The organism is uncultured Finegoldia sp. (genome assembly GCF_947252345.1).
Lineage (GTDB): Bacteria > Bacillota > Clostridia > Tissierellales > Peptoniphilaceae > Finegoldia.
The window spans coordinates 1-12,769 of record NZ_CAMXVC010000023.1; the positions used below are offsets into that span (position 1 = coordinate 1).

A 12,769-nucleotide genomic window follows, 5' to 3' on the forward strand; every position below is an offset into this window, starting at 1 on the left:
AACCTGAAATTAATTTCAGGTTATGCTTGACTTTTGTTAGCAGGTTTTTGTGGGATAAATTAGTCTGTGGTGTTGAAAAGCCGTTGTTTGCAAACGGATAAAATTTTTGGTACAATTACAAATGCCTAGTTAAAACTGAACTTGTTTCAGGACTTGTTTGAGAGCTCCAAGTATAAAAAAACCAAGGCGTTATTTTTGAGTTCTCCTATATTTTATTAGGAGGTTTTTTTATTGAGAAAAACAAATACAAAATTATTGACTACTATTGCAATTTGCATTGCGATAAATTGTCTGGGTTCGTTCGTCGCGGTTGCCACGAAAATCCCTCTGCTACTCGACCACATCGGTTCGATTATGGTGGTTATGTTGTTTGGATGGAAATACGCAGTTGTCACAGCTTTTTTGTCATCTGTGATGAATCAAATTATGTTCGACCCTTTTGCACTTCCATTTGCACCGACGGGGATGTTGATGGTTTTTATGGTGGGAATCCTCCACGACAACGGATATTTCAAAAAATTCACCACGGTTGGCGCACTTTTGTTGGCGGTAATTCCGGGTGCGATTTTGGGAGCAATTATCCAGGGGTATATTTTCGGTGGTGTGACGAGTTCCGGAAGCGATGTAATTGTGAGATTTATGATTAATATGGGGGTTAATCCTGCGGTTAGTTCGCTGGTTAACCAGTATTTTATGGAATTTTTCGATAGATTGATTTCATTTACAATCGTAAGTGCTATTTTGAGGAGAATAAATGCTGAATCGCTACGCTAAGATAGAAGAAAAATTGAAACGAGAGATTGTGCTTTTGAAGGGCAGACCTTGTTTTTGGGGCAAATGCGCTTTTTGTGATTACATTGAAGATAACATCAAGGACGAGGACGAAGCAGCAAGACAAAACAGAAACGTCCTACAAAATGTTACAGGCGAGTTCGGCGTCTTGGAGTGTATCAATTCGGGAAATGTGTTCGAGCTTCCCGAACAGACGAAAATCGACATCAGAAATTTGATTCACGAGAAAAACATCCACACGCTTGTTTTCGAGGCGCACTACATTTTCAAACACAGGCTCGACGAAATCAGGGAGTTTTTCGGTTGCGAGGTGTTGTTCAAGACGGGAATCGAATCGTTCGACTATGATTTCAGGGAAAATGTCCTCAACAAAAACGCGAAGTTCACTGACGTCAAAGAAGTGTCCGATTATTTTGATTCTGCTTGTTTGATGGTTGGAATCAAAGGGCAGACGAGGGAAATGATTGAACGTGACATCGAGATTGGGCTTTCCAATTTCATGTGGATTACGATAAATATTTTCATCAACAATTCGACATCTATTAAAAGAGACGAAGAACTTGTGAGGTGGTTTATCGACAAGCACTACGATTTGAAAGACAATCCAAAAGTTGAAATGCTAATACAAAACACCGATTTGGGAGTTGGTTAATTCTCGGTCGGTGTTTTTTTCTTGACATTAATATATAATAATATTAGAAAAAAAACGGGAGGAAAATATGAACACAAAATTACTGAAAATAATGTTGGTGCTGATGAGTGTCGTTTTTGTTGTAGCTTGTGGCAAAAAAGAAGTAGAGCTGACAAAACAACAGAAATTATACGTCGGAAATTACCTCGAGGAGGCATTCACAAATGTCGACACGCTACAAGATGGACGAGTTGAAAAACAGAGAGTTGCGAAAATCGCACAGAAATTCAACAAATCCAAAGATGCCGACACCTACAACTCAATCGACAATTTTTTCTACGGGGAAAGTTTTGAATCGCCACAGGATATATGCTTGAAGAAATTTATTCAGCATTTTCCAAGCGGGGATGTAACAAATGACAAGGACACCATCGACAAGCTAAAATCGTTTGAGGAATTTCAGCGATTCACAAAAGTAAAAAAAGATTCGAAGATTTTGAAGGTCGACAAGAATTTGGTCGATGGCGTGTTGTTAAAATACACCGAAATCTCATCAGATGCTCTCAAAGACAAGGAAGATGTGATTTATTTGATAGAGACCAACTCGTATTATTTTGCAGACGACATTGACGAAAAATGGGCTTTCGAGCCGGCTAGTTGCATTATAAAATCCGGCGAGATAATCTTGGAAGATGACATAAAATCACAGCTCAAATTGGACGAAAAAAACGGGGAGTTTTTCATCAAATCATTCGAAATTTCTCCAAATGCTTGTTGTGAATAGAGAAGTATTATGCTATAATGTAATAAAAGGTACTATACAAAGCATAGGGAGGCATTATGATTACTTTGGCACTTGTTACATTGATAGTTATTTTATCAATAGTTTTTGCAGCTATCTTGGGAGCTTTTGGATTGGTATTGGGATTAGTCGGAGCCATTGTAGGAATTTTAGTAGCAATTGGGGCAGTAGCGTTCTCGTTTTTGAAAGTTTTCATAAAAATAGCGATAGTAGTTTTGGTAATTAGATTTATTTACAGAAGATTTTTAGTAAAAGAAGAGATATAAAGGAAGTGGAGTATGGATAACAAATATTTGAAATACATTTTGTATATATTCTTGGCTATTTTGGCTTTGAATATATTGATGGGAATTATGGGAATAACTGTCAGCATATTGAAATTCTTGATGAAAATTTTCATAGTTTTAGTTATCATAGGATTTGTTTCAGAATTTTTCAAAAAAAATCGATAATTAATAGACTGAGCACCGAGTACAAGAATCAACTGAAGATTGTGCTTGGTGTTTTTTGTGTGAGCTTTTCGACACGGCTACAATGTGAATTTTAAAGATTATTTTTTATTGCAATTTACATTGTGGTATAGGATAATTAGAGTACAGAGGTGAATTATGAAAAAATACAAGCGTACATTATTTTTAATTCTTGGAGCCATTCTTTTGGTGTTCTGTTTTTTCTTATTGAACTTGCGTGGCTATAGAATTTTACAATCCCGAACTTTTAGAAAATTTTACGACAGAATTGATTTCAAATTAGACACTAATGAGTTGAAGATTCCCGAAGACGCACTTGCTTTTTCGGTGTATGACATAAATCAAGAAAAATATTTGTTTTATGAAGGCGGTGGACAATTACCTACAGTTGCGAGCTTGTCGAAGCTTTTTGCGATTGATTACGCACTAACAAAGGTAAAATTAGATGACACCATCGAAGTAAACCGAGAATTGCTAGCACTTGTTCCCGAAGGCTCATCGCTAGCTCATTTGAAAGTCGGAAAGTACACAGCCGAGCAAATAATGCAGGCTATGCTTGTGCCATCTGGAAATGATGCGGCTTATGCACTGGCATACAATATTGGCAAAAAAGACTTGGGAGATGGTTACAGTGCAAAAAAATATGTGAATTATTTTGTAAAAAATCTCAGCAAGTACCTCGCAGATGAAGGTTACAATAAAACCCATTTGTTCGATCCGAGTGGATTTTCCATACTGGCAGATACCAATTTAAAAGATATCAACAGAGTAACGCTTAAGCTTATTGATTACGATTTTGTCAAAAAATGTATGGGCAAGAGTTATTTTACAATCCAAACTGCTCAGGGAGAAATGACTTGGAAAAACACCAACGAATTTTTGGATCCTAAGTCAGCGTTTTACAACGAAAATGTAAAAGGCGTCAAGACGGGCACGATGGCATCGTCCTACAACATTGTCGTCTTGTACGAGAAAAACGGAAAGAAGTATCTCATAACTTGTCTTGCATCGCACACAAATGAAGACAGGTATAAGGCTGTGCAGGCGGCGATCAACACTATTATAAACAAAAAATAAGAGATTAAAGCAGATTGGCGTTTTTGAAGATATTCGTGCGAAATTCTATCATGAATATAAAAAAATCAAAAAATGTTGTAAACAACCCCTACATTGACACGACAACATTGTTTGTGGTAAAATATACATTAATAAAAATGAATATTGCAGATGATGAAGACTTAGTAATTATTGGAGTATTTCAGAGAGCTTATGGCTGGTGAAAATAAGTATACGAAAATAATGAATCTACCTTCGATGCGTTATTAATTGAGAGAGCTTATGCTAATTAGGGTGGCAGTCGCGGAAACGTAATTTTCGTCCCTTGGGTATGAGTTTTTTTATTGTTTTATAAGGAGTTAGTTATGTTAGATATCAAAAGAATAAGAAAAAATCCACAAGAAATTATCGATGCACTAAAAAAAAGAAGAGGAGAATATCCAATTCAAAAACTTTTGGATACAGACGAAAAAAGACGTGAAGTTATTCAAAAAGTTGAAGCAATGAAGGCGGAACAAAACAAAATCTCGAAACAAGTTCCTCAAATGAAGAAAAATGGCGAAGACACGACTGAACTTTTTCTTGATTTGAAGAAATTGTCCGACGATATCAAATCTTTGGATGACGAGTTGAAAAACATCGACGACAAAATAAACGAATACTTGATGGAAATTCCAAACACGCCGAACAAGGACGTTCCGATTGGACTTGACGACACTGAAAACTTGGAAATGAGAAAATGGGGCGAGCCTCGTAAGTTTGATTTCGATATAAAAGCTCACTGGGATTTGGGCGTTGACTTGGATATTTTGGATTTCGAAAGGGCGACTAAGATTTCAAAATCAAGATTTTCTGTGTTCAAGGGAAAAGGTGCGAGACTTGAAAGAGCTTTGATGAATTTTATGGTGGATCTTCATACAGAAAAACAAGGCTACACTGAAGTCAACACTCCTGTTTTGATGAGCCCATCTGCAATGAGAGGAACTGGTCAAATTCCAAAATTCAGAGAAGATATGTTTTACTGCGAAAAGGACGATATGTTCCTAGCGCCTACTGCGGAAGTTCCAGTGACTAATTTGTTGGCAGGAGAAATTTTGGAACAAGGAAGCTTGCCAATTTATTACACAGCGTTCACTCAATGTTTCAGAAGAGAAGCCGGAAGTGCTGGACGTGACACGAGAGGGTTGATAAGAAATCACCAATTTGAAAAAGTTGAAATGGTGAAATTCGTAGAGCCTTCGACAAGTTATGACGAGTTGGAAAAATTGACAAACAATGCAGAAGAAATCTTGCAATTGTTGGAAATTCCATACAGAGTTGTCAGACTTTGCTCGGGAGATTTGGGATTTTCATCTGCAATGACTTACGACATCGAAGTGTGGATGCCAAGCTACAACAGATACGTCGAAATATCAAGCTGTTCAAACTTCGAGGATTTCCAAGCTAGACGTGCGAATATAAGATATCGTGACGAAAACAATAAACCACAATACATTCACACATTAAACGGGTCAGGACTAGCGATAGGTCGTTGCTTTGCAGCAGTAATAGAAAACTATCAACAAGCTGCTGGTTCAATAAAAATTCCGAAAGTGCTACAAAAATACACAGGATTTGATATAATAGACTAGTAAATTAAAATTATGATAGGAAAAGAAATGAAGGCTTATATAATCGCTAGGGGATATCCTACGGATAAATACAAAATGAATGGAATATTTGAATTGGATCAGGCAATCGCCCTCGCCAAAAAAGGCGTCGATGTTGTGTTGATTGCACTTGATTTGAGGTCTATTCGACGTTTTCGAAAATACAAAAGTGAATATTTCATCAGAGACAATGTAAAAGTGTATTCGTTCCATTTCCCAATCGGAAGATATATAATCAAAAGCCTTTATGACTTTTCTTATGTGGTGTTGAGACATTTCTACAAAAAAGTTGAGCAAATCGAGGGCAAACCCGATGTGATTCACACTTATTTTACAGACCAGGGCTACTACACATCGAAGCTTTGCCGTGAGATGAACATCCCATTTGTTCTAACGGAATGTAACTCCGTTGTCAACCAAGATGTAATCAAACCTCGCTACAAAAAAATCGCTCAGGAAACATACGACAGAACGGACGGATTGATAACCGTCAGTCCTAAATTCAAAGAGAAAATCAAACGTGAATTTGGCAAGGATTCCACAGAGATTGCGATTATTCCCAATCTCACGATTTTTCAAAATAACGAAAATTTCAAACGTGGAGAAATCTTCAACATCGTGTCGACTGGCAATGTAATCACGACAAAAGGGCCGAAAGAATTGATAGAAGCGTTTAATCTTGCGTTTGCCCACGACAAGAAAATTCGATTGACGATTTTTGGTGATGGATTTTTGAGAAAACCGTTGTTGAAAATGGTTGAAAAATTGAATATATCGGACCAAGTATTTCTTCCTGGCTCCACCAGAAGGGAAAAAATCGTAGAAGCGTACAACAACGCTGATATGTTTTGCTTGTATTCTTATTCGGAGACATTTGGACTGGCTTATTTGGAAGCATTGTCTGCTGGTCTTCCGGTGGTTGCGAGCAAGTGCGGTGGGCCTGAACATTTAATCAACGAAGAAAACGGAGTACTAGTCGACAGATTTGACGTTGAGAAGTTAGCTGGTGCGTTGAAATATATGCACGACAATATCGACAAATACGACAGAGCTAAAATTTCACACGACATTAAAGAAGTTTATTCTGAAGAAAAAATTACAGATGATGTAATAAAGGTGTACAAAGAAGTTATATCGAAAAGATGAGGTGAGAAATGAAGAGTATTAAAAAATTAATACCCTTGATGTTAATACTTACAATTGTATTTCAACCGGCACTATCAACAGCGGACTCGAGATTGGGATTTGAAGACAAGGTAAAATCGTATTACACAATCGAACAAGAATATTCACAAGAATTGTTGAATTACAACGAAAACAAACCGCTTGCAATAGCATCACTTACGAAAATCATGACTTATGTGTTGGTTATGGAAGATATCCACGCAAACAAGTACAAGTTAGACGACAAAATCAAAATTCAAACACAATACTCAAAGCCCGAAGCAAGCACCATGCAGCTTAAAAAAGGCGAAGAGTTGACTGTAAATGATTTGATAAGGGGAATGATGATAGTCAGCGGCAACGACGCTGCAGATGAATTGGCAATCAAATCAGAAGGCTCTGTTCAAAAATTCGTCAAAAGAATGAACAAAAAAGCAGCAGAACTTGAGCTAGATTCAGCGAAGTTCTACACGGCATCTGGTTATCCCGAAAACGACAAGGACAATTTGATGAGCGCAAAAGATTTGGCGAAGTTGACGAGCTACACTATCAATAATTTCCCACAAGTGCTCAACTACACAAAAACACAAAAACTATCAATGCCACAAAGAAAATACGAGGCAACGAGCACGATACCGTTCTTGGGCAAAATCGACGGAGTAGATGGATTCAAAACTGGAACGACAGAAAAGGCGGGATACTGCTTGATAACCACGATGAATTTGAAACCGAACGATTCAAAACACAAAGTCATTTCGGTCTTGATGGGCGCTCCTACGAAATACGACAGAAACACTTACCAAAAAATAATGCTCGAATATGTCAGAAACTCTTTCGAGCCAATGAAAATATTGGACAGAGAAAAGCCAATCGAGACGAAAATTGTCAACAGCGTTGTCGATGGAAAAGTTGAAATATTTCCAACAGAAGACGTATCCATTTTGTACAACAACAAAACAGGTCTGCAAGAAAAATTGGACATCAAAAAAGATTTGAAAGCGCCTTTGAAGAAAGGACAAATCGTCGGTAAAATCGTAATCGACACAGGAAAAGGCGATACCAGAGAAGTCAGCCTTGTAGTCAACAAATCCTACGAAAAAGCAGACACAATGACTAGAATAAAAAGAAGTGCAGCATACACATACGAACTATTATCTGCACTGCTACAATCATAAACCGATTAAATTCGGTTTAACAAGCTCCCATAATTAAGCAGGATATAATCCTCCCCTCCTAAGGGAGATTCCTCGGTTCGAATCCGGGTGGGAGTACCAAAAAACCTTGAACGAGTTGTTCAAGGTTTTTTTATGTTAAAAAATACGTCGAAAATCAAAAAATAAACGAGAGTGTTTTAGAAAAAATTGTTGTTTATCGGACAAATTTATGGTAAAATTGTAAAATATGATAAAAAATTAAAATAATTATACAGAGGTAATGATGAAAAATAAAAAATTAATATTTGTAAGTGGGTTTGCACTCTTCTCGATGTTTTTCGGGGCGGGGAATTTGATTTTTCCGCCGTACTTGGGAAACAAAGTCGGAGAGCAGTATTTGGTGGCGACGATTGGATTTTTGTTGAGCTCTGTGGGGCTCGTTTTTCTCGGATTGCTTGCAGCTACAAAATGCGGAGGAACAATCGAGAAAATAGCGAACACAATCAGTCCGAAATTTTCCGTGGTTTTTTCCACGATAATAATGCTTGCAATTGGACCTGGACTTGCAATACCGAGAACCGCAGCGACAACTGTCGAAGTACTTCAAAAAGGATTCATCAAAGATTCCAACTCGATTTTACTGACAGTATTGTTTTTCGTTGTGGTGTATTTATTTGTCAGAAAACCAAACACGATAATATCCAGTTTGGGAAAAATACTGACTCCTATTTTGATAACAATACTTGTACTGATAATTTTCAAAGGAATCATCCTACCGGTTGCAAAGCCCGTTGACACGCACCAAATCCAAGTATTCCAAAAAAGCTTTGAAGAAGGATACCAGACGATGGACGCGTTGGCATCTTTAGTGTTCGCCATAGTCGTGACAAAAGGATTTATGCAAAGTGGAATTAAAGACGAGGACGAAATCAAAAATTACACGATAAAATCTGCGATAATCGCATCCATTGGGCTTTGTTTTGTCTACGGAGGACTTTTGTTTATCGGTGCGACGACATCGAATTTGAATCTGGGCAAAATGGAGCGAATCGAACTTTTACTCTACATTTGCAACCAACAACTCGGCATCGTCGGCAAACTGTTGATATGCCTAGCGATGGTACTCGCCTGTCTCACAACGGCGATTGGACTTACAACGACAGTCGGACATTTCTTCGCTGATATGTTCCACGAAAGAACAAACGGAGTGATATCGTACGATGTGATAATAATAATCTCGACGGTTTTCAGTGCGTTTTTTGCAGTAGTCGGCGTAGAAAAAATCCTCAAAATATCGGCGCCAATACTGTCGGCGATATATCCTGTTGCAATCGTGTTGATATTGTTGAACTTGTTCAAAAAAGACACATTTGACAAAAATGTCAAACTTGGAGCAATCATAGGCGCATCAATTTTTGGATTTTTAATTCTTCTCAACAGCTTTAAACTGGATTTTGGATTGCTGAAACTAATCGAATCGGCATTTCCAGCTCAAATCAAAAGCTTTATATGGATAATCCCGGCGTTTGTTGGCGGAATCATTGGAAAATTCAAAAAATAGAGCAAATTGTAACTATAATGTAATACATTATACAATGCAATATATGGTATAATATTGTCGAGGTGAGAAAATGTTCAAAAACTTGATTAAAATTAAGAAAGATATGCCGACACTTCTCTACGCTTTTTTCGACAGACAAACACCATTGATATCGAAAATACTGCTGGCAGTCTCCGTCTTGTACGTAGTCTGTCCGGTTGATTTTGTGCCCGATTTCGTAGCTGGATTCGGGATAGTGGACGATTTGATAATCGCACCATCACTCATTCTCGCAGCGAAAAAATTTGTCCCATTAGACATAATCTCGAACAGCGAACAAAAAGCAGAACAGCTCAAAGAAAGACTAAAAACAACCGCAGTGCTAATCACAGCAGCCACAATGCTCGTGATAGGATGGGGACTCTACAAAATAATAGCAAAATAACCACAACAGCGTGCAAAAATGTGCGCTGTTATTTTTGTGATTGGAATAGTTGTCGGTACTTACAAAAAAAGTTATATATTGTATTTTTCAATAAATAAAAGCAAAAATCAAAGTGAAATCGATTATTAAACGCATCTTAATGAATAAAAAACTAGATTTACGAATTAAATAAGCAATTATTCAATCACAAAAAACATATATATTAATAAAAATCTATGAATAATTTATTGACAAATCTAATAAATTAATTTGCGAAAAGGTTACATTTCATAAAATATGATAAACTAAACTAAACGAATATTAACGTTAAAAACATATTAAATTAAATATTTATAAATTTATATTGAACGGGTGCTAAATGAGTTATATTAAAGTTGAGAACCTTGAATTTGCATATGAAAATAATTCAAAAAAAATATTAGAAGGTTTGAACCTAAGTGTAGATTTTGCAGAATTTGTATGTATTTTAGGCAAATCGGGTTGTGGAAAAAGCACGTTACTAAGGCTTTTATCTGGACTTGAATCGCCTACTAGAGGTAGCATTAAGTTAAAAGAAAAAGAAATTATGGATGCAGGTTTAGATAGGGCTGTTGTTTTCCAAGATTATGGGTTGTTCCCTTGGTTTAGTGCTGGTGATAATATATCATTGGCGTTGAAACAAAAATATCCACAAAAAACAAAATCAGAAATCAAAAAAATGGCGATTGAAGCATTGAATAGCGTAGGTTTGGAAGCTGATATATATGGGAAATTGCCAAAAGAACTGTCCGGAGGTATGCAACAAAGGTGTGCAATTGCTCAGGCGTTTTCTCTGGATTCTGAAGTTTTGCTAATGGACGAGCCTTTTGGTGCAATTGATGCAGTTACGAGGTCGAATCTTCAAGAATTAATAATCAATTTGTACAATAAATCGTTAGAAAAGAAGACTGTTTTCTTCGTGACACATGATGTTGATGAGGCTATTTTGCTTGCAAATAGAATTATTGTACTAGGTCAATCTCCTAGTAAGATTATTTTTGATATGAAGTTAGATAAGTCGACCATTATGACGAGAGAAAATCAATTTAATGATAAAAAAATGATTGAACTTAGAAATCTTTTGATTAAAAAAATCAATGAAGATATATCGAAGAAATTAAAGTAATCTATTAATTTAGTTTACATATAAAAATCATGGAGGGATTTTATGAAAAAGAAATTATTAATTGCAGTAGGTCTTATTTTTTGCTTGATATTAGCTTCTTGTTCTAATAAAAATGAAAACAAACCTAGTGAAAACACAGCAAATAAGACTGAAGAAAAAAAGGACGATTCAAAAAATGATAAGAAAGAAACAGTCGTTAAATGGAATTATGGAACTAGTGGAAATGTTTTAGTTACAATTGCCGAACAAAAAGGATACTTTAAAGATGAAGGTATTAAAATTGAGCCGGTATTTGCTACTGAAAATGCTGATGCCTTATCGCTTTTAGCATCTGACAAGGTAGATGTAGTATCAAATTCAGGTACTTCTAATCCTTTGCAACAAATCTCTGCAGGTGTTGACCTTCAAATTTTTGGGGGACATATGTTAAATGGAGCAATGCCTGTAATTGCAAAAAAAGGAACGAAATGGAACGGTGTAAAAGATTTAGTCGGTAAAAAAGCAGCTATTAACCCTCAGTATTACGCATTTACAGGAGCTTTGATGGATGCGGGAGTAAAAGACCCATTGAAAGCGGTAGATTGGGTACAAATTACTAAATACAATGATGCTTTGGCAGCGGTTGTTAGAGGTGAAGTTGACTATGCTCTTTTAGGAACACAACAAAACCAAGCTGTAAAAAATATGAAAGATGTAGACATAGTTACCTACCAAAGTGATGTAATGCCTAACTATTCTTGTTGTAGATTGGTAGCCAAGACAAAGTATATCAAAGAAAATCCAGAGACTATTAAGGCTATTTTAAGGGCGTTAATAAGAGCACAACAATACTATGAAAAAAATAAGAAAGAGGCTGTCCATATGCTTGCTAAACAAATAAAAGCTGATGATTCATTTGTAGCGGCTTATATGTTGGATAAACATTATGTAGTTCACATTGACCCATTGAAAAAAGGAGTTAAAAGAGCTTGGAACATTTTGGACAAGACTAATTTCCTTGACGCAAAAGCTAAATCTATAAATATTGATGAAAAAATAAATACAGAATTATACAAAGAAGCTTTACAAGAAACTAAAGAAAAATACGGTAAAGAAGACCCAGAATTTTATAATGGACTAGAAAAATTCTTTGAAGAAAACGACAAATAGAGGTAAGTTTTGAATAAAGTAAAAGAATTTATCCGGAAGTATTGGATTACCACTTTAATATTTGTTTCGTTAATCGTATTGTACGTTTTTTTGACAGATAAAAAAATGGTAAACCCTTATCTTTTTCCAAGTAAAGAAGCAATTGCGCAAGCATTTCAAGAAGACAAATCAGTATTGCTTATAAATATGTTTTCTTCGTTTGGATTAATGATTCCATCGATAATATTATCTTTGATTATAGCAATAGGCTTAGGAACTTTACTGGGAATGAGTGAAAGATTGAGAGAGATTTTTCATCCTGTAATTTATGCGTTTAGCGTTATTCCTTCGATTTTACTATCTCCATTTGTATTAATGCTAGCACCGAATTTGTGGTCAGCATCCTTGTTCTTGATTATTTATGGAACTGTGTGGACAACTATTTTTGCAACTATAACAGGAATAATGACAATCGATAAAAGATATCTGGACAAGGCGAGAACTTTAGAAATCAAAGGATTTGATAGGCTTGTTAAAGTCATTCTTCCAGCGGCAAGCCCATCTATTCTTGCAGGATTTGTAAGTTCACTTAGAAGTACATTCGTAATGTTGGTCTATGCGGAAATGTATGGTTCAAAATATGGCATGGGATTTTTTGTGAAGAAGTATACGGATTTTGGACTTTTTAATCATGCTTGGGTAGGATTTATATTCTTGGTAATAGTTTTAGTTATTGTAATGCAAATATTCGAATTAATAAAAAAGAGAATATTGAGTTGGACAATTTAACCACA

15 protein-coding genes and 1 tRNA gene are annotated in these 12,769 nt (G+C 36.1%); all 16 read left to right on the forward strand.

Annotated elements, in window-relative coordinates:
• Positions 1-231: 231 nt before the first annotated feature.
• Positions 232-774 (forward strand): ECF transporter S component, encoded by a 543-nt coding sequence (locus Q0X02_RS05645; RefSeq protein WP_297812842.1) that lies wholly within the window; start codon positions 232-234, stop codon positions 772-774.
• Entirely contained in the window at positions 755-1,444 is a 690-nt protein-coding gene (locus Q0X02_RS05650) for a radical SAM protein (protein WP_297812845.1), read from the forward strand. Before Q0X02_RS05645 ends, Q0X02_RS05650 begins: the two co-directional genes overlap by 20 nt.
• 67 nt (positions 1,445-1,511) lie before the next feature.
• Positions 1,512-2,207 (forward strand): hypothetical protein, encoded by a 696-nt coding sequence (locus Q0X02_RS05655; protein ID WP_297812848.1) that lies wholly within the window; start codon positions 1,512-1,514, stop codon positions 2,205-2,207.
• Between the two features lie 56 nt (positions 2,208-2,263).
• Positions 2,264-2,491 (forward strand): hypothetical protein, encoded by a 228-nt coding sequence (locus tag Q0X02_RS05660; protein ID WP_297812851.1) that lies wholly within the window; start codon positions 2,264-2,266, stop codon positions 2,489-2,491.
• A gap of 12 nt (positions 2,492-2,503) precedes the next feature.
• The gene (locus Q0X02_RS05665) at positions 2,504-2,677 is read left to right on the forward strand and encodes a hypothetical protein (RefSeq protein ID WP_297812854.1); all 174 of its coding nucleotides are present in this window, start codon (positions 2,504-2,506) and stop codon (positions 2,675-2,677) included.
• A 156-nt stretch (positions 2,678-2,833) separates the two neighbouring features.
• The gene (locus tag Q0X02_RS05670) at positions 2,834-3,772 is read left to right on the forward strand and encodes a serine hydrolase (RefSeq protein WP_297812856.1); all 939 of its coding nucleotides are present in this window, start codon (positions 2,834-2,836) and stop codon (positions 3,770-3,772) included.
• A 50-nt stretch (positions 3,773-3,822) separates the two neighbouring features.
• Positions 3,823-3,975, forward strand: coding sequence for a hypothetical protein (locus Q0X02_RS05675; protein WP_297812859.1), 153 nt, complete (start codon positions 3,823-3,825; stop codon positions 3,973-3,975).
• A gap of 141 nt (positions 3,976-4,116) precedes the next feature.
• Positions 4,117-5,382: a serine--tRNA ligase gene (gene serS / locus Q0X02_RS05680; RefSeq protein ID WP_297812862.1), complete on the forward strand. Its 1,266-nt coding sequence runs from the start codon at positions 4,117-4,119 to the stop codon at positions 5,380-5,382.
• 27 nt (positions 5,383-5,409) lie between these two features.
• Positions 5,410-6,546, forward strand: coding sequence for a glycosyltransferase (locus tag Q0X02_RS05685; RefSeq protein ID WP_297812865.1), 1,137 nt, complete (start codon positions 5,410-5,412; stop codon positions 6,544-6,546).
• 8 nt (positions 6,547-6,554) lie between these two features.
• The gene (locus Q0X02_RS05690) at positions 6,555-7,739 is read left to right on the forward strand and encodes a D-alanyl-D-alanine carboxypeptidase family protein (RefSeq protein ID WP_297812868.1); all 1,185 of its coding nucleotides are present in this window, start codon (positions 6,555-6,557) and stop codon (positions 7,737-7,739) included.
• A gap of 23 nt (positions 7,740-7,762) precedes the next feature.
• Positions 7,763-7,838: transfer RNA gene (locus Q0X02_RS05695), tRNA-Arg, on the forward strand.
• Between the two features lie 163 nt (positions 7,839-8,001).
• Positions 8,002-9,279, forward strand: a complete 1,278-nt coding sequence (brnQ, locus tag Q0X02_RS05700) for a branched-chain amino acid transport system II carrier protein (RefSeq protein ID WP_297812871.1) — start codon at positions 8,002-8,004, stop codon at positions 9,277-9,279.
• Positions 9,280-9,349: 70 nt separating this feature from the next.
• The gene (locus Q0X02_RS05705; RefSeq protein WP_297812874.1) at positions 9,350-9,703 is read left to right on the forward strand and encodes a YkvA family protein; all 354 of its coding nucleotides are present in this window, start codon (positions 9,350-9,352) and stop codon (positions 9,701-9,703) included.
• A gap of 358 nt (positions 9,704-10,061) precedes the next feature.
• A complete protein-coding gene (locus Q0X02_RS05710; RefSeq protein WP_297812877.1) occupies positions 10,062-10,847 on the forward strand; it encodes an ABC transporter ATP-binding protein in 786 nt (261 codons plus the stop codon).
• A 42-nt stretch (positions 10,848-10,889) separates the two neighbouring features.
• The gene (locus Q0X02_RS05715) at positions 10,890-11,996 is read left to right on the forward strand and encodes an ABC transporter substrate-binding protein (protein ID WP_297812880.1); all 1,107 of its coding nucleotides are present in this window, start codon (positions 10,890-10,892) and stop codon (positions 11,994-11,996) included.
• 90 nt (positions 11,997-12,086) lie between these two features.
• Positions 12,087-12,764, forward strand: coding sequence for an ABC transporter permease (locus Q0X02_RS05720; protein WP_297812883.1), 678 nt, complete (start codon positions 12,087-12,089; stop codon positions 12,762-12,764).
• The last annotated feature ends 5 nt before the right edge of the window (positions 12,765-12,769 follow it).

Bases quoted from the DNA above. Each gene is read 5' to 3' on its own strand.
- Q0X02_RS05665 (WP_297812854.1), top strand. From the start codon at position 2,504: ATGGATAACAAATATTTGAAATACATTTTGTATATATTCTTGGCTATT.
- Q0X02_RS05675 (WP_297812859.1), top strand. From the start codon at position 3,823: ATGAATATAAAAAAATCAAAAAATGTTGTAAACAACCCCTACATTGAC.
- Q0X02_RS05685 (WP_297812865.1), top strand. From the start codon at position 5,410: ATGAAGGCTTATATAATCGCTAGGGGATATCCTACGGATAAATACAAA.
- Q0X02_RS05660 (WP_297812851.1), top strand. From the start codon at position 2,264: ATGATTACTTTGGCACTTGTTACATTGATAGTTATTTTATCAATAGTT.
- Q0X02_RS05705 (WP_297812874.1), top strand. From the start codon at position 9,350: ATGTTCAAAAACTTGATTAAAATTAAGAAAGATATGCCGACACTTCTC.
- serS (WP_297812862.1), top strand. From the start codon at position 4,117: ATGTTAGATATCAAAAGAATAAGAAAAAATCCACAAGAAATTATCGAT.
- Q0X02_RS05715 (WP_297812880.1), top strand. From the start codon at position 10,890: ATGAAAAAGAAATTATTAATTGCAGTAGGTCTTATTTTTTGCTTGATA.
- Q0X02_RS05670 (WP_297812856.1), top strand. From the start codon at position 2,834: ATGAAAAAATACAAGCGTACATTATTTTTAATTCTTGGAGCCATTCTT.
- Q0X02_RS05690 (WP_297812868.1), top strand. From the start codon at position 6,555: ATGAAGAGTATTAAAAAATTAATACCCTTGATGTTAATACTTACAATT.
- Q0X02_RS05650 (WP_297812845.1), top strand. From the start codon at position 755: ATGCTGAATCGCTACGCTAAGATAGAAGAAAAATTGAAACGAGAGATT.
- Q0X02_RS05655 (WP_297812848.1), top strand. From the start codon at position 1,512: ATGAACACAAAATTACTGAAAATAATGTTGGTGCTGATGAGTGTCGTT.
- brnQ (WP_297812871.1), top strand. From the start codon at position 8,002: ATGAAAAATAAAAAATTAATATTTGTAAGTGGGTTTGCACTCTTCTCG.
- Q0X02_RS05710 (WP_297812877.1), top strand. From the start codon at position 10,062: ATGAGTTATATTAAAGTTGAGAACCTTGAATTTGCATATGAAAATAAT.